Genomic DNA, 15,764 nt, shown 5'->3' on the forward strand with positions numbered 1-15,764 from the left:
GCAGCAAAGGAGCGCGATCATGACGGATGACATCAGGAAGGGCCTCGCGGGGGTCGTCGTCGACGAGACGGCCGTGTCGAAGGTCGATCCCGAGACGAACAGCCTGCTGTACCGCGGATACCCCGTGCAGGAGCTCGCGGCGACGCAGCCGTTCGAGGCGGTCGCGCACCTCCTCTGGCACGGGGAGCTGCCGGGCGACGACGAGCTCGCCGCGCTGCGGGAGGAGGAGCGACGGCATCGCGCGCTCGCGCCCGAGGTGAAGGCCGTCGTCGACCTGCTGCCGGCGACGGCGCATCCGATGGACGAGATCCGCACCGCCGTCAGCGCGGTCGGCGCGCACGAGCTGAGCGACGGCGGCTCCGTGCTCGACGCCGGCGGAAGCGCGGAGGAGAACCTCGCCCGCGGCCTGCGGCTCTTCGCCGCGCTTCCCGCGGTCGTCGCATACGGGCAGCGGCGCCGTCGGGGACTCGACGCCGTCCCGCCGCGCGACGACCTCGGCTACGCGGCGAACTTCCTCTGGATGGCGTTCGGCGAGGAGGCCGACCCGGTCGTCGTGGACGCGTTCAACCGGTCGCTGATCCTCTACGCCGAGCACTCCTTCAACGCCTCGACGTTCGCGGCGCGCGTCGTGACGTCGACGCTCAGCGATCTCTACTCCGCCGTCACGGCCGCGATCGGAGCGCTCAAGGGCCCGCTCCACGGCGGCGCGAACGAGGCGGTGCTGCACGTCTTCCGGGAGATCGGCGCCGCGGAGAACGTCGGGCCGTGGCTCGACGAGGCCCTCGCGTCGAAGCGCAAGGTCATGGGCTTCGGTCACCGCGTCTACACGCGCGGCGACTCGCGCGTCCCGACCATGAGGGCGGCGCTGGAGTCCCTCGTCGCGCACTACGACCGTCCCGACGTCCTCGACCTCTACACGACCCTCGAGGACGAGTTCGTCCGGCGCAAGGGCATCTCCCCGAACCTCGACTATCCGTCGGGCCCGGCCTACGACCTCATCGGCTTCGACACCGTCACCTTCACGCCGATCTTCGTCGCCGCCCGCGTCACCGGGTGGACGGCGCACATCCTCGAGCAGGCGGCCTCCAACGCGCTCATCCGCCCGCTCTCCGCCTACGTCGGGCCCGGCGAGCGGCACGTCGCCGGATCCGTGCCGGACGAGGCCGAGCGCGCCGCGGCGCAGCGGCCGGAGGAGGCCGGGTAGGGCCGCGGGCACGGCACCGCCGCCCTCGCCCGCGGAAGGCGGAGACCACCGCAGGAGGACGACGCCACGCGGATCGCCCTCCCCTTCCCCCTTCGTCCTCCTGCCGGCGAGAATGGGCGGATGGGAACGAGCGAGAGAATCGTGATCGTGTCGGGCGCGCGGACGCCCGTCGGAAGCTTCGCCGGTGCGTTCAAGGACACCGACGCGCATCTGCTCGGCGCCGCCGCCGTCTCGGAGGCCCTGCGGCGCGCCGAGGTGCGAGCGGACGAGGTCGGCGAGGTCGTGATGGGCTGCGTCGGGCAGTACGGCGCGGACGCGTACAACGCGCGTCGCGTGGCGCTGGCCGCGGATCTCCCGGACCGCGTCCCGGCGCTCACGGTCAACCGGCTGTGCGGCTCGGGGCTGCAGGCGATCTGGTCGGGCGCGCAGGAACTGCTGTGGGGCGGTGTCGACGTCGTCGTCGCGGGCGGCGACGAGAGCATGTCGCGCACGCCCTTCCTCGACTACGGCAGCCGAGGGAACGCGCGCCTCGGCGACCGCGCGCTGCTCGACGGCACGGTCGCGCTCCTGACCGATCCGTTCAGCGGCCGGCACATGGGCGTGACCGCCGAGAACGTCGCGCGGCGCTACGGCGTCTCCCGCGAGGACCAGGACGCGTTCGCGGTCGAGAGCCAGCGACGTGCGTCGACGGAGGCCGCGCGCGCCGCGTTCGCGGAGGAGATCGTCGCCGTCACGACCGCGGGGCGCACGCCCGTGGAGGTCTCGTCGGACGAGCATCCGCGCCCGGGCACGACGATCGAGGCGCTCGCGCGGCTGCGTCCGGTGTTCGAGCAGGACGGCACCGTGACGGCGGGAAACGCGTCGGGCGTCAACGACGGCGCGGCGGCGACCGTGCTCATGCGGGAGTCGGATGCGCGTGCGCGCGGTGTCGCGGGGCTTGCGACGATCGAGGCGGTCACGACCGCGGCGATGGAGCCCGGCCTCATGGGCTACGCGCCCACGCTCGCCCTCTCTCGGCTCTTCGAGCGCACGGGTCTCTCGCCGCAGGACGTCGACGTCGTGGAGCTCAACGAGGCGTTCGCGGCGCAGGCCGTCGCCGTCGTCCGCGACTCGGGCCTGGATCCCGAGAGGACCAATCCGTACGGCGGCGCCATCGCGCTGGGGCATCCCGTCGGCGCGACGGGCGCCATCCTCGCCGTCCGCGCCGCACTCGACCTGCGCCGCCGCGACCTCGAGCATGCCGTCGTGACGCTCTGCATCGGCGGAGGCCAGGCGATCGCCGCGCTGCTGCGCCGCTGGGAGGGCTGAGCGCCGCTCAGATCGTGAAGGAGGACTCGTCCGTCTCATGCAGGTGCCGGTACTCGCCCTTGTAGAAGAGCAGCGGGGCGCCGGCGTCCCCGTCCTCGGGACCGAGCTCCGTGACCCGGCCGACGACGATCCAGTGGTCTCCCGCGTCGTACTCCGCCCACAGCTCGGTGTCGATCCACAGGAGGACGCCCGCGATCACCGGGTCTCCCGACGTCGCGGGGCTCCAGTCGACGCCGGCCCACTTGTCGGTCCCCTTGCGGGCGAACTGGCTGGAGACCGAGATCTGGTCGCTGGCGAGCACGTTGACGGCGAAGCGGCCCGTCTCTCTGATGCGCGGATACGTCGTCGAGCTCTTCATGACGCTGAAGGACACGAGCGGCGGATCGACCGAGACGCTGTAGAACGACTGGCAGGTGAAGCCGATCGGCTCGTGCCCGTCGTGGCCCGTGACGATCGTGATGCCTGACGCATAGTGGCCGAGCGCGTTCCGGAAGCGACGCGGGTCGAGCGCGGGCACGACGGGCTCCGGCGCCGATTCGGATGCGGCGTTCTCTGCGGCGACGGCCTGGAGGGCGGTGTCGGACAAGGTGTTCCTCCTCGGGATGGACGAGCGGTCAGACACGGGCGGCGGATGCGGCGGCGGAGACCTTCGCGAGGCCTGCGAGGTTCGCGGCGTACTCCGCGGCGGCCGCCTCGACGACCTCGTCGAGCTGCTCCAGCTGGCTCAGCGCGAGGTAGAAGCCGCGGCCGGGGACCGCCGCGCCGAGCTCGGCCAGCAACGGCGACAGCGTGAACGTGGGACCGAGCGCATGGGTGAAGTCGGCCCCCGTGTGCACGGGGATCGCCGTCACGCCCGCGAGCCCGTTCGCCGGGTACCGGTCGAGGAACGCCTTGAGCAGCCCCGTGTAGGTCGCCTTGTACGTCGGCGACGCGAACACGACGAGGTCGGATTCGGCGACCGATGCGTTGAGCCCCGCGAGCTCGTCCGAAGGCCACGCGAAGATCTCGTCGACGTGGTCGGCGAGATCGATCACCTCCAGCTCGTACGAGCCGGGCGACAGGAGCTTCTCCACGAGCAGCTCCGCCACCCTGCGCGTGCGCGAGAGGGGTCTCGGGTTACCGACGACGACTGCGACTCTGAGCGACATCCGCTTCTCACTTCTCCTACCGAACGACGGGTGTTCGAGGAGTCACGAACCGCGGAGGGAACGTGGAGCCCGAGACTCCTCCACGCACCACCGAGATCTTGTGGCCCGGTGGGCCCGCAACGGCTTACGCTGCATCCCCGATTATGCGGGAACCGTATTACGTCGGCATTGCCGAGCCCGTTCTGTTTCGTACGGTTTCATTTCGCGACGGCGGATGTCGGGCACCGCTCGTTGTCGGAAATCGAAAGAATCGCGCGATTTAATCGCGGAACGCGAGGTGCGGCCGTGCGATGCGGGCGCATCCTGAAATCACCACCGACATCGGCGCCCCGTCCGGGGCCGCCCCACGACAAGGAGGAACCCATGAACGCTCCCGCCACCGCCCTCGAGTTCGACGCCGACGCGCTCGACTTCGCCGGAGTCCCGGCGTGGTTCGACCGCCATCCGTCGCAGGCCGAGGGCGAAGACGACTGAGCCGACCGCACCACTCCGCGACGCAGCGGCTCGATGCCCCCTCCGACGACGGAGGGGGCATCCTCGTGTTCCGGCGTCAGACCGCCGCGATCGTCCAGGATGCGACGTCCACGGTCTCACGGGGCTCGAGGACCACGAGGTCGGCGCCGGAGTTGAACGCGTCGGGCGGGCAGGTCATCGGCTCGACGGCGAGCCCCGCACGATGACCCGGCTCGCCGGGCCGGTCGGCGGTGTGGATCTGCACCCACGGGCACCGGCCGTCCCACGACAGGCTCACCCCCGTGCCCGCGTCCGACACGAGCCGTGCGCTCGCGACTCCGGCCGTGTCCCTCGACAGGCCCGTGTACGCGTGGTCGATCTCGACCGGGCCGATCCGGCGCGACTCCCGGAAGTCGAAGCGCTCGGCGTCGTCGGACACCCGGCCGACGTGCGTCGGCGCGAGGCGGTCGTGGGTGACGTGCAGCACGGCGTCGGCCGGCAGCAGCAGCGTCCAGTCGTCGACGACGCCCGGGCCGGCGACGAGGTACGGGTGCGGGCCGGTGCCGAAGGGCGCCCGGGCGGCGCTCGCGTTCGACGCCGACACGGTCTGGGTCAGCCCGTTCTCGTCGAGCGCGAAGGCGGTCGTGACCGTCACGCGCCACGGATAGCCCTCCTGCGGCTGGATCGTCGCCGCGAGGACGACGTGCGCGGGGCCCTCGTCGAGGACCGCGAAGTCCGCCCAGGCGAGCAGGCCGTGCAGCGCGTGCCCGCGCGCCGGTTCGGTGAGCGCGAGCCGGTGCTCGACGCCGTCGAACGCGTACCGCCCGTCGACCACGCGGTTCGGCCACGGGGCGAGCGTCGTGCCGCGATAGACCGGCCGCACCTCGTCGCTCGCGAAGGGCACGACGAGGTCGCGGCCCTCGAAGGTCAGCGAGCGCAGGGTCGCTCCCACGCTCGCGACGACCGCCTCGTAGCCGTCCGCGCGGAGGACGTGCTGGACGCCCGAGACGTCGATGGCCTGCGTCATGTCGTGTTCTCCCTCTGCTCCATGCCCGCCATCCCGTGCGACGAGCCCGTCTGCCAGTATGTCCGGCTCCGGGCGCGCGCCGCATCCGCCGCAGACGGGAGGACGACCCGGCGACACGGGGCCGCCGCGCAACACGGAGCGTAACGCCGGTTCACAGATCGGCACGATGCGCAACGCGACGGGGACCGTGACGTGCTCGGCGATATCGTCGGAGCTCGCCGCGGACCGGATCGCACCCCTCCCGCGGCGGGTCCCGATCACAGCCCGCGCCCCTCTCCTCCCCCGGAGCGAAAGATGAACAGACAGCGTCGCACGACGCCCCTGCGCCTCGCGGCTCTCGTCGCCGCATCCGCCCTCCTCCTCACCGGATGCTCGGGCGGGGCCGACCCGGCCGAGTCGTCCGCGTCCGGCGAGGAGATCGAGTACGGCGGGACGCTCCGCGTCGGCTTCGGCGGCGAGGACGTCGCCAACTACGACCCGCAGCAGCGTCCGCAGCTGTTCCCCCGCACCGTGTCGCGTCAGATCACCGACACCCTCACGGAGCAGGATCCGGAGACCGGCGAGATCCTGCCGTGGCTCGCGGAGTCGTGGGAGATCAACGACGACGTCACGGAGTTCACGTTCCATCTCAAGGAGGGGGTGACGTTCTCCGACGGCACGCCCTTCGACGCGGAGATCGTGAAGGCGAACTTCGACCGCGTCGTCGAGATCGGCTCGCTGGCGTTCATCGCCGGCAGCTACTTCCGCGGATACGTCGGCAGCGAGGTCGTCGACGAGCACACGGTCACGGCGACCTTCGACTCCCCCAACGCCCAGTTCCTCCAGGCGACGTCCACGCAGTCTCTCGGGATCATCGGGCAGGCGTCGATCGATCTCGCCCCGGAGGAGGTCGCCGCGGGCGACGTGATCGGCACGGGGCCCTTCGTCGTCGAGTCGTACGAGCCGGAGAACAGGCTCGTGCTCGCGGCGCGCGAGGACTACGCCTGGCCGTCGCCGCTCTACGAGAACCCGGGCAGGCCGTACTACGACACCGTCGAGATCTCGTTCATCCCCGATCCGACGACCCTCTCGGGCTCCGTGACCTCCGGCCAGCTCGACTACGCGTACATCCTCGACGCATCGACGACGAGCACCGTCGAGAGCAGCGGCGCGACGCTCGTCAGCACGCCGATGCCCGCCATCTCCATCCCGCTCGTGCCCCTGCTGCACCGCGACGTGTTCGCCGAGGAGAACGTCCGCCGGGCGCTCGGCTACGCGACCGACCGCCAGGCCATCGTCGACACCGTGTTCCAGGGCGCGTACACGCCCGCGACGGGTGTGCTCACGACGACCAACCCCGGGTACGTCGACCTCTCGGACGAGCTCGTGTACGACGTCGACGTCGCGAACCAGATCCTCGACGAGTCGTCGTTCTCGACCGTCGGAGACGACGGGATCCGCGTGAACGGGGACGGCGAGCCGCTCGCGATCACGATCCAGTACACGGGCGCCGGCACGACGGAGACACTGCTCCAGCTCGTGCAGCAGCAGTGGAACCAGGTCGGCATCGACTTCCGGCTCGAGCCGGTCGCCGACCTGTCGGAGTACAGCATTCACGACTACCCGTTCGACATCACGACGTGGTCGCAGACGCGCGCCGATCCCGACGTTCTCCGCATCGTCTACAGCTCGTTCTACGAGAACCAGTCGTTCCTCTTCACGAACCCCGACGAGGAGCTCGACGCGGCCCTGAACGTCCTGCAGACGACGGTCGACGCCGACGAGCGGCTCGAGGCGTCCCGCGCGGTGCAGGAGATCATCCTGGAGCGCGGGTACTCCGTGCCCCTCTACGACCTCATCCAGTACTCGGCCGCCGCGCCGGGCATCGAGGGCGCGCACACCGACATCGAGGGCAAGCCGCTTCTCGTCGACGTGCACCCGTAGGGCGGCGACCGCCGTTCATGACCCGCTACGTCCTGCGACGGCTCGGGCACGCCCTCATCGTGCTCTGGGGCGCCGTCACCCTCTCCTTCCTCCTCGTCTACCTCATCCCCGGCGACCCCGCCGTCATCATGCTCGGCGGGGGCCAGGGAGGGGGCGAGGGCGGCGGCTCGGCGGACTCCGACGAGATCGCGGAGGTCCGCCGGGAGCTCGGGCTCGACCGGCCGATCGTCCTGCAGTACGTCGCATACCTGTTCCGGGTGGCGACCCTCGACTGGGGCACGTCGTTCGCCCGCCAGCAGCCCGTCGTCGACGTGATCGCCGCGAGCATCGGCGCGACGGTCGAGCTCGGCCTCGCGAGCATCGTCCTCACGGTCGTGCTCGGATTCGCGTTCGGCCTCGGCGCGGTCCTGCTGCCGGGGGCCTGGGTCCGCTCGCTCTTCCAGTCCCTGACCGTGCTCGGGATCGCCATGCCGTCCTTCTGGCTCGCGATCCTGCTGCTGCAGGTCTTCTCGTTCGGGCTCGGATGGTTCCCCGCCTTCGGCGCGAACGGGCCGCTGTCGCTCGTCCTCCCCTCGCTCACCCTCGCCCTCCTGGCGGCGGGGACCCTGGGACAGCTGCTCGCGCGCTCGATCGCCGAGGGCCTCGCCGAGCCGTACGCCGACGTCGCCTTCGCGAAGGGTCTCGGACGCACCGGCGTCGTGCTCCGCCACGTGCTGCGCAACGCGAGCCTCCCCGTGTTCACGATGGTCGGCCTGCTGTTCGGGACGATCATCTCGGGCGCCACCATCGTCGAGACGATCTTCGCGCGGCCGGGTGTCGGAAACCTCTTCGTGTCTGCGGTGCAGGCGCGCGACTTCCCCCTCATCCAGGCGCTCGTCGTGCTCACGGGCGGCGTCTTCGTCCTCGTCACGCTCGTCGTCGACCTCGCGTACCGCTGGATCGACCCGCGCGTCGTCGAGCCCGACCGCAGGGAAGGCACACGCTCGTGAGCCGGTTCTCGGCGGTCCTGAGCCGCTCGGTGCGGCAGCCCGGCGCCGTGCTCGCGATCACGGCGCTCCTGCTCTTCGTCGGCTGGGCGGCGTTCCCCCAGCTCTTCGCGACGCACGACCCGGTCGACGACCTCGACCCCGCGAGCTCGCTCACGGGGCCGAGCGCCGCGCACTGGTTCGGGACCGATCTCCTCGGGCGCGACGTGTACAGCCGCGTCGTCTACGGCGCACGCGTCTCCCTTCTCGCCGGGACGCTCGCCGTCGCGATCTCGCTCGTGGTCGGCACGGCGCTCGGCATGATCGCCGCCTCCGTCGGCAGGTGGGTGGACTCGGCGATCTCCCGCTTCGTCGACGTGCTCGTCGCCATCCCCGGCCTGCTGCTGTCGATGGCGTTCGTCTCCATCCTCGGCTTCGGCGTCGAGCGCGTGGCGATCGCCGTCGGCATCGCGGGCATCCCGGGCTTCGCGCGCCTCGCACGGGCCGAGACCATCCGCATCCTGAGCCTGCCGTACTTCGACGCCGCCCGCACGAGCGGCACCTCCGGGCCGCTCACGCTCGTCACGCACATCGTGCCCAATGCGACGGGCCCGGTGATCGTGCTCGCGGGCCTGGAGCTCGGCGGCGCGATCCTCTCGGTCGCCGCACTGAGCTTCCTCGGGTTCGGCGCGGTGCCGCCGCACCCCGAATGGGGCTCGATGGTGAACGAGGGACGCATCCAGATCGCGGAGGCCTGGTGGCTCACGACGTTCCCGGGGCTCGTCATCGTGCTGACCGTGCTGTCCCTGAACCGGCTGAGCAGGAATGCGAGGACACGCGCGCGATGACCGACGAACCACTGCTCGACATCGAGGGACTGCGCATCGAGTACCGGTCGCGCCGGGGAGACCACGTCGCCGTCGACGGCGTGGACCTCTCGGTCGCCCGCGGCGAGACCGTCGCCGTCGTCGGCGAGTCGGGATCGGGCAAGACCAGCATCGGCCGGGCCGTCCTGGGCCTGCACCGGAGACGCACGCGCGTCGCCGGCCGCATCGGCTTCCAGGGCCGCGACCTGCTGCATCTCACGGCGAAGCAGTGGCGCAGCGTGCGCGGCCGAGAGGTCGCGCTCATCCCGCAGGATCCGATGGCTTCCCTCAACCCGCTGCGCCGCGTGCGCGCGCAGGTCGCCGAGGCGCTCACGACGCACGGCGTCGCGTCCTCCAAGGCGCGAGAGCGCGCCGACCAGGCGCTGCGGGACGCCGGGCTCACGCGCGTCGACCAGATCGGCGCGCGCTATCCGCATCAGCTCTCCGGCGGTCAGCGCCAGCGCGTCCTCATCGCGATGGCGATCGTCGGCCGCCCCGCCCTCATCGTCGCGGACGAGCCGACGAGCGCCCTCGACGTGACGGTGCAGAAGTACATCCTCGACGGCATCCAGGACCTCATCGCGTCCTCGCGCACGTCGCTGCTGCTCATCACGCACGACCTCGCGGTCGCGGCGGAGCGGGCGGACCGGATCGCCGCGCTCGACCGGGGGGCCATCGTCGAGGACGCCCCGGCGCGCGTCGTCGCCGCCCGGCCGCAGCACGCCTACACGCGTTCGCTCATCGCCTCGCTGCCGCAGCGGAGTCCGCATCCGCTCGTCTCGCCCGCCGCCGCCGACGCGCCGGCCGTGCTCTCCGCAGAAGGACTCCGTCGCTCCTTCGGCGAGGCCGTCGCGCTCGACGACGTCGATCTCGTGCTGCGCCGCGGGCAGACGCTGGGAGTCGTCGGCGAGTCGGGATCGGGCAAGACGACGCTCGCCCGCGTGCTCCTGGGGCTCGACGAGGCCGACGCGGGGACCATCCGCCTCGACGACGGCGAGGAACGAGGGCGCACACGGTCGAGGTCCTTCCGCTCGCGCGTGCAGCCCGTCTTCCAGGACCCGTACTCCTCCCTGGACCCGTCCCACTCGATCGCCTGGTCCGTCCTCGAGCCCGTCCGCGCCCTCACCTCCCTCGGCCCTCGTGCGCAGCGTCGGCGCCTCGAGGAGACCCTCGACCAGGTGCGACTGCCGTCGTCCATCGCCTCCCGCCGGCCCGACGAGCTCTCCGGCGGGCAGCTCCAGCGGGCGGCGATCGCCCGCGCGCTGAGCGTGCGCCCCGACGTCCTCGTCTGCGACGAGGCCGTGAGCTCGCTGGACGTGACGATCCAGGCGCAGATCCTCGAGTTCCTCGCGCAGCTGCAGCGCGAGACGTCGCTGTCGTACCTCTTCATCACGCACGACCTCGCCGTGCTGCGACTCGTGTGCGAGTCGGTGCTCGTGATGCGCGACGGACGCGTCGTCGAACGGGGCACGACGGAATCGGTGTTCGCGGACCCGCGGAGCGCCTACACGCAGGAGCTCATCGCCGCGATCCCCGCCTGGGGCACGGCGTTCGCCCCGGAGGCGTGACGCCGGCCACGCCCCGGCTCTGACTCCGACTCCGACTCCGACTCCGACTCCGACTCCGACTCGAGGACGATCGGTGCGGAAGTGCGGCTCTCGCGCGCCATGACGAGACTTTCGCACCGACGAAGGCTCAGGCCATGGCGCAGCGGGCGCTCAGCGGACGGCGCGGAGCTCCCGCTCGGCCTTCGTCCTGGCCGCGGGCGCGAGGAAGACCGCCGCGCCGACGAGGACGAGCACGACGATCATCGCCTGGCGCAGTCCGAACCTCTCGCCCAGCAGGCCGAGCACGGGAGGGCCGACGAGGAACGCGACGTAGCCGATCGTCGCGGCGAACGACACGCGGGCCGCGGTGTCCTCGCCCGAGTCGCCCGCCGCCGAGAGCGCCACGGGGAAGCCGAGCGACGCGCCGAGTCCCCACAGCACGACCGCCGCGGCCGCCGCCCCCTGATGGTCGACGAAGATCACGACCGCAAGGCCCACCGCGCCCAGGAACGCGCTCGCCCCGAGCACCGCCGCACGCCCGAAGCGGTCGACGAACCATCCGCCCGCGAAGCGGCCCGCGGTCATCGACGCCGCGAAGATCACGTACACGGCCGAGCCGAGGGCGGCGTCGAGCCCGTGGCCCTCCACCATCACGAGCGGAAGCCAGTCGTTGGCCGTCCCCTCCGCCATGGCGAGGGCGAGGATGATGCCGCCCACGAGCAGCAGACCGGGGTCCCTCCAGACGGCGGGACGCGGCGCCGTCGCCGCCCGGGTGGATGAGTCGTCCCGCACGACGGGGCGCCGGCCGATGCCCGCCGGGATGCCGCGGATGGCGACGACGAGCCCCGCGACGACGATCACGGAGACGATCACGAGGTGCAGGACGACGGGGAAGGCGACCGCGGTGAGCAGCATGCCGGCGATCGCGCCGGCCACCGTGCCGAGGCTGAAGAAGCCGTGCATGAGCGGCATCACCGACCGCCCCATCGCCTGCTCCACCTCGGCGCCCTCGACGTTCAGCGCGACCTCGCCGCCGCCCATCCCGAGCCCGAACAGCCCGAGGCCCATCGCGACGACCGGGCTCGCGCCGAAAGCGGTCCCGAGCCCGATGACGGCCACGCCGAGGGCGAGGGTGAGCGTCCCCGCGGCGATCACGGGGCGCGTCCCGAGGCGCGAGACGAGCGGCGCCGACGAGAGGATGCCGATCATCGACCCCAGGGAGAGCCCGAGGAGGACGAACCCCATCTCGTCGATCCGGGCGTCCAGCAGCACCCGCACGTCGGGCGTGCGCGTCACCCACGACGAGATGCCGATGCCGGGCAGGAAGAACATCGCGAAGAGCGCGTTGCGGCGCAGGCGGATGGCGGTGGTCACGGGGGCGCTCTCGACGAGGACGGCAGAGTCGTCTCACGCTACACCGGGGAGGCGCCCCGTCGGCTCCGGAGCATCCGCCCTGTCAAGCCCCTCCCGCGGTGAGCGCGGGCCCGAGACGCTGGACCCATCCGATGAGAGAGGTGGGACATGAGCACATCGACGTTCCCCGACGAACCGCAGCGACCGTCCGATCCGGAGCAGGCCCATCCGTCGCAGGCCGAGGGGGAAGACCCCGATGCGCCCCTGGGCGAGCCCGACCCGGAGCCCGGCGGGCATCCCTCGCAGGCGGAGGGCGAAGAGGGCTGAGGCGGGCCACGAACGCGCGACGCCCCGGGCGGCTCCGGTTCACGCTCCGAGCGCGGTGAGGGAATCGTCCAGCGCGTCGACGAGACGGGGGACGTCGGCCGCGGAGATCGCCAGGGGCGGCCGAAGCTTCAGCACGCTGTTCGACGGCCCGCACACGCTCGTGAGCACCCTGCGCTCGCGCAGCTCCTCGAGCACGGCGAGAGCGAGAGCCGTGTCCGGCGCCTTCGTCTCGCGGTCCTCGACGAGCTCGAGCCCCGTGTAGAGCCCGGCGCCGCGCACGTCGCCGATGCGCGGATGGGCGTCGGCGAGGTCGCGGAGAGCCGTGCGCATGGCCTCGCCCATCTCGAGCGCGTGCGCCTGCAGGCCCTCGCCGCGGATGGTGTCGAGCACGGCCTGCGCAGCGGCGATCGCGACGGGATTGCCGCCGAAGGTGTTGAAGTAGGGGCGCGCCGTGCTGAACGGCTCGAGCACCTCGCGGCGGGCGATCATCGCGGCGATCGGGAAGCCGTTGCCCATGGGCTTGCCCGTCGTGACGATGTCGGGCACGAGACCGTGGCGCTGGAAGCCCCAGAAGTCCTCCCCCGTCCTGGCGAACCCGGGCTGCACCTCGTCGGCGACGAACACTCCCCCGTGGGCGTGCACGAGGTCGACGGCGTCGGCGATCATGCCGCGCTCGCCCGTGTAGATGCCGTCGGACGAGAACGACGAGTCGGCGATGAGCCCCGCGAGGCCGTCGCCCGACCGCTCGATGTCGGCGATCGCCTCCGCGACCGCTGCGCTGAACGCTGCGCCGGCCGCCTCGGACGACACGTACCGGTACGTGTCGGGCGGATCGACCACGCGCAGGGCCGGGTCCATCGCCTCCGCGCCCGACAGCGACGGCGAATGCGCGGAGACGAGGGCCGTGTTGCCGTGGTAGGCCTCGCTCGTCGCGATCCACGCCCGGCCGCCGGTGTACTCGCGGCCCACGCGCAGCGCGAGATCGTTCGCCTCCGACCCGGTGCAGACGAACATCACCTGCTCCAGCGCTGCGGGCATGGTCGAGACGAGGTCGTCGGCGTAGTCGAGCACGGCGCCGTGCAGGTAGCGCGTGTGCGTGTTGAGCAGGGACATCTGCCGGTGCACCGCGTCCACGACCGCGGGGTGCGCGTGGCCGACGGACGGGACGTTGTTGTAGAGGTCGAGGTACTCGTTGCCGTCCGCATCCCACGCGTGCGCGCCGCGGCCTCGGACGAGCTCGACGGGGTCGCGGTAGAAGAGCCGGTACGCGGCGCCCAGGCGGTGCTGCCTGCGCTCGACGAGCGCGCGGCGCCGGTCGTCGAGCGCGGCCGCGTCGGCGGCCTTGAAGCTGTTGCCGTCGAGGATGCTCGCGTTGCCTGTCGTCATGCGCCGTCCGTCCGTGTCGTGGTGCTCCCATCCTCCGGCGGCGCGAGGGCGTTCGCGAAGGACTTCTGTTTCCGGGCCGTAACATCTGCGCGCCCCCGATAAATGGCGTGTAACAGCTCGTGCGATCAGGCGGAGGGGCCGACGCCGCCGCGCGTATGGTCCCTGCATGACACGCGTGGATCCCGCCGCCGGGCTGGCCGCCTTCGATCGTCTCCGCCGGGGTGCGCCCGCGCCCGCGTGGGTGCGCGACGGCATCCTGCGCGGGTGGGGCCTGCCAGCCGACGCCGCGGCGACCCTCATCGTGCTGTCGGAGAACATCACGTTCCGTGTCGACGTCGGCGATGTGCCGACGCTCGTCGTGCGCCTCGGGCGCCCGGGCTATGCCGGCGGGGTCGATCACCTCCGCGCCGAGCTGCTGTGGGTCGAGGCCCTGCGCGCGGACATCGACGCGCCGACTCCCTCTCCCGTCCGCGGCGCCGACGGGGCGCTCGTCCAGCGCCTCCCGGACGAGTCGGGGCGGACGTGGACCGCTGTCGCGTTCGAGTTCGTCGTCGGCACGATCCTCGAGGAGCAGCCGGACATCGCGCGGCACTTCGCGAGCATCGGCCGCCTCACCGCTCAGCTGCACGAGCACGCGCGGTCATGGGACCCGCCGGAGGACTTCGTCCGCTTCGAATGGCGGGTGCGCGACATGGTCGGGGCGGACGCCCGCTGGGGCGACTGGCGCGCGGCGGCGCTCTCGGACGCCGAGCGGGAGATGCTCGAACGCGCGGAGGTCGCGGCCCGCGCCTCCCTCGACGCGGCCGGTGTCGACCGGTCGCCCGCGCACGCCGGCCTCATCCACGCCGACCTCCGTCCGTCGAACGTCATGACGACGACGGACGCGGCGAATCCGCTCGTCGTCATCGACTTCGACGACTGCGGGCACGGCTTCTACCTGTACGACTTCGCGGCCGCTCTGACCTTCTACGAGCATCGTCCCGAGGCGCTCGAGATGGCCGGCCGGTGGATCGACGGCTACACGCAGATCCGGCCGCTGTCGACCCACGACCTCGCCGCCGCCGCGGCACTGTCCCTCCTGCGCCGCCTCACCATGCTCGGATGGGCGACGACCCATCGCGCCGACGCGCTGCCGTCCGACTTGTGGGACGAGAACCTCCCCGGCACGGTCGAGGTGGGACGCCGCTACCTCTCGGACCCGCTGCGGATCGTGCGCGGCTGACCGTCGATCCCGAGTTCACGCGGTCGGCCCGGTAGAGTCTCCGTGGGCCGGCCCGCGGCCCACGGCATCGCGTTCGCCTGCGACGGCCAGCGAGTCCCCCGAAGGAGACGCGTGGACCTCACGAGAGTCGACCCCCGCCTGCGCGAGGCGACCCGGCGGACGCCCTCCCTCGATCTCGAGAACCCCGTCGTCCGGTTCCTGGCGGGGAACCTGTCGCGTCTCATGCGCGGCACGGCGGTCGACGGCGTGGAACGACGCGTCGAGCGGATCGGCGCGAGCAGGGTGCGCGTGTACACGCCGGAGACGCCGACGGGCGCCGCCCTGCTCTGGATCCATGGCGGCGGTCTCGTGCTCGGCGCCGCGGCCATGGACGACGTGCTCTGCGGGGAGACGGCTCGGCAGCTCGGCATCGCGGTCGTCTCCGTCGACTACCGGCTCGCGCCGCGCCATCCGTTCCCGGCAGCACTCGACGACGGTCATGACGCCTGGGAATGGCTGGTCCGCAACGCCGCCGCCCTCGGGGTCGACGCCGGCCGCATCGCCGTGGGCGGGCAGAGCGCGGGCGGGGGCCTCGCGGCGAACCTCGTGCAGCGTCTCCACGACGAGGGCGCGCAGGTCGCCGCGCAGTGGCTCTTCTGCCCGATGCTCGACGACCGGACCGCGGCCGATCGCGCGCACGACGCCGAGGGGCATCTCGTCTGGAACAACCGGTCGAACCTCGTCGGATGGTCGTCCTACCTCGGCGACCGCGTGGGCGCCGCCGAGCTGCCCCGCTACGCCGCCGCCGCGCGGCGGGAGGATCTGTCGGGGCTTCCGCCGACGTGGATCTACACGTCCGACATCGAGCTCTTCTTCGCAGAGGACACCGCATACGCCTCGCGCCTGCGCGACGCGGGGGTGGATGTCACGCTCGACGTCGTGTCGGGCGCTCCGCACGGGTTCGAGGGATGGGCGGCCGACAGCGAGCCGGCCACGGAGCTCCTCAAGCGCGCCCGGACATGGCTCGGCTCTCGCCTGGGCTCCGGCCGCTGACCT

At 72.2% G+C, this 15,764-nt stretch carries 14 protein-coding genes; 9 read left to right on the forward strand and 5 right to left on the reverse strand.

The genetic code is table 11. From position 1 onward, the window contains the following. Positions 1-19 precede the first annotated feature (19 nt). Together N8K70_RS13870 and N8K70_RS13875 are read left to right on the forward strand one after the other, a co-directional pair. Entirely contained in the window at positions 20-1,204 is a 1,185-nt protein-coding gene (locus tag N8K70_RS13870; protein WP_317138938.1) for a bifunctional 2-methylcitrate synthase/citrate synthase, read from the forward strand. A gap of 120 nt (positions 1,205-1,324) precedes the next feature. Next, positions 1,325-2,512, forward strand: a complete 1,188-nt coding sequence (locus N8K70_RS13875) for a thiolase family protein (protein WP_317138939.1) — start codon at positions 1,325-1,327, stop codon at positions 2,510-2,512. Between the two features lie 7 nt (positions 2,513-2,519). Here N8K70_RS13875 and N8K70_RS13880 read toward each other — a convergent pair whose 3' ends face one another. The 3 genes from N8K70_RS13880 to N8K70_RS13890 form a co-directional block, all read right to left on the reverse strand. Next, positions 2,520-3,098 carry a flavin reductase family protein gene (locus tag N8K70_RS13880; protein WP_317138940.1) on the reverse strand — a complete coding sequence of 193 codons (579 nt, stop codon included), beginning with the start codon at positions 3,096-3,098 and terminating at the stop codon, positions 2,520-2,522. A gap of 28 nt (positions 3,099-3,126) precedes the next feature. Continuing rightward, on the reverse strand, positions 3,127-3,660 hold the full coding sequence (locus N8K70_RS13885; protein ID WP_317138941.1) for an NADPH-dependent FMN reductase: 534 nt from the start codon (positions 3,658-3,660) through the stop codon (positions 3,127-3,129). A gap of 550 nt (positions 3,661-4,210) precedes the next feature. Then, a complete protein-coding gene (locus N8K70_RS13890; RefSeq protein WP_317138942.1) occupies positions 4,211-5,140 on the reverse strand; it encodes an aldose 1-epimerase family protein in 930 nt (309 codons plus the stop codon). Positions 5,141-5,434: 294 nt separating this feature from the next. On the opposite strand from N8K70_RS13890, the gene N8K70_RS13895 reads away from it, so the two are divergent. The 4 genes from N8K70_RS13895 to N8K70_RS13910 are packed head-to-tail and all read left to right on the forward strand — an operon-like array spanning position 5,435 to position 10,462. Continuing rightward, a complete protein-coding gene (locus N8K70_RS13895; RefSeq protein ID WP_317138943.1) occupies positions 5,435-7,063 on the forward strand; it encodes an ABC transporter substrate-binding protein in 1,629 nt (542 codons plus the stop codon). Positions 7,064-7,080: 17 nt separating this feature from the next. Beyond that, positions 7,081-8,052 carry an ABC transporter permease gene (locus N8K70_RS13900; protein ID WP_317138944.1) on the forward strand — a complete coding sequence of 324 codons (972 nt, stop codon included), beginning with the start codon at positions 7,081-7,083 and terminating at the stop codon, positions 8,050-8,052. Then, the gene (locus N8K70_RS13905; RefSeq protein ID WP_317138945.1) at positions 8,049-8,876 is read left to right on the forward strand and encodes an ABC transporter permease; all 828 of its coding nucleotides are present in this window, start codon (positions 8,049-8,051) and stop codon (positions 8,874-8,876) included. Before N8K70_RS13900 ends, N8K70_RS13905 begins: the two co-directional genes overlap by 4 nt. Next, a complete protein-coding gene (locus N8K70_RS13910; RefSeq protein ID WP_317138946.1) occupies positions 8,873-10,462 on the forward strand; it encodes an ABC transporter ATP-binding protein in 1,590 nt (529 codons plus the stop codon). The genes N8K70_RS13905 and N8K70_RS13910 overlap by 4 nt, the downstream gene beginning before the upstream one ends. A gap of 150 nt (positions 10,463-10,612) precedes the next feature. On the opposite strand, the gene N8K70_RS13915 is transcribed toward N8K70_RS13910, so the two are convergent. Continuing rightward, complete coding sequence (locus tag N8K70_RS13915; protein WP_317138947.1) at positions 10,613-11,815, reverse strand: MFS transporter; 1,203 nt, start codon at positions 11,813-11,815, stop codon at positions 10,613-10,615. A 147-nt stretch (positions 11,816-11,962) separates the two neighbouring features. On the opposite strand from N8K70_RS13915, the gene N8K70_RS13920 reads away from it, so the two are divergent. After that, the gene (locus tag N8K70_RS13920; protein WP_317138948.1) at positions 11,963-12,121 is read left to right on the forward strand and encodes a hypothetical protein; all 159 of its coding nucleotides are present in this window, start codon (positions 11,963-11,965) and stop codon (positions 12,119-12,121) included. A gap of 39 nt (positions 12,122-12,160) precedes the next feature. On the opposite strand, the gene N8K70_RS13925 is transcribed toward N8K70_RS13920, so the two are convergent. Continuing rightward, positions 12,161-13,507 carry an aspartate aminotransferase family protein gene (locus N8K70_RS13925; protein ID WP_317138949.1) on the reverse strand — a complete coding sequence of 449 codons (1,347 nt, stop codon included), beginning with the start codon at positions 13,505-13,507 and terminating at the stop codon, positions 12,161-12,163. Between the two features lie 166 nt (positions 13,508-13,673). Here N8K70_RS13925 and N8K70_RS13930 point away from each other — a divergent pair, with 166 nt between their 5' ends. Further along, entirely contained in the window at positions 13,674-14,729 is a 1,056-nt protein-coding gene (locus N8K70_RS13930; RefSeq protein ID WP_317138950.1) for a phosphotransferase enzyme family protein, read from the forward strand. A 111-nt stretch (positions 14,730-14,840) separates the two neighbouring features. Continuing rightward, entirely contained in the window at positions 14,841-15,761 is a 921-nt protein-coding gene (locus N8K70_RS13935) for an alpha/beta hydrolase (protein WP_317138951.1), read from the forward strand. The last annotated feature ends 3 nt before the right edge of the window (positions 15,762-15,764 follow it).

Origin of the sequence: Microbacterium sp. AB (genome assembly GCF_032878875.1) — a bacterium.
In the GTDB taxonomy this organism is placed as follows: domain Bacteria; phylum Actinomycetota; class Actinomycetes; order Actinomycetales; family Microbacteriaceae; genus Microbacterium; species Microbacterium betulae.

Bases quoted from the DNA above. Each gene is read 5' to 3' on its own strand.
- N8K70_RS13870 (WP_317138938.1), top strand. From the start codon at position 20: ATGACGGATGACATCAGGAAGGGCCTCGCGGGGGTCGTCGTCGACGAG.
- N8K70_RS13875 (WP_317138939.1), top strand. From the start codon at position 1,325: ATGGGAACGAGCGAGAGAATCGTGATCGTGTCGGGCGCGCGGACGCCC.
- N8K70_RS13885 (WP_317138941.1), bottom strand. From the start codon at position 3,660: ATGTCGCTCAGAGTCGCAGTCGTCGTCGGTAACCCGAGACCCCTCTCG.
- N8K70_RS13890 (WP_317138942.1), bottom strand. From the start codon at position 5,140: ATGACGCAGGCCATCGACGTCTCGGGCGTCCAGCACGTCCTCCGCGCG.
- N8K70_RS13895 (WP_317138943.1), top strand. From the start codon at position 5,435: ATGAACAGACAGCGTCGCACGACGCCCCTGCGCCTCGCGGCTCTCGTC.
- N8K70_RS13900 (WP_317138944.1), top strand. From the start codon at position 7,081: ATGACCCGCTACGTCCTGCGACGGCTCGGGCACGCCCTCATCGTGCTC.
- N8K70_RS13910 (WP_317138946.1), top strand. From the start codon at position 8,873: ATGACCGACGAACCACTGCTCGACATCGAGGGACTGCGCATCGAGTAC.
- N8K70_RS13920 (WP_317138948.1), top strand. From the start codon at position 11,963: ATGAGCACATCGACGTTCCCCGACGAACCGCAGCGACCGTCCGATCCG.
- N8K70_RS13925 (WP_317138949.1), bottom strand. From the start codon at position 13,507: ATGACGACAGGCAACGCGAGCATCCTCGACGGCAACAGCTTCAAGGCC.
- N8K70_RS13930 (WP_317138950.1), top strand. From the start codon at position 13,674: ATGACACGCGTGGATCCCGCCGCCGGGCTGGCCGCCTTCGATCGTCTC.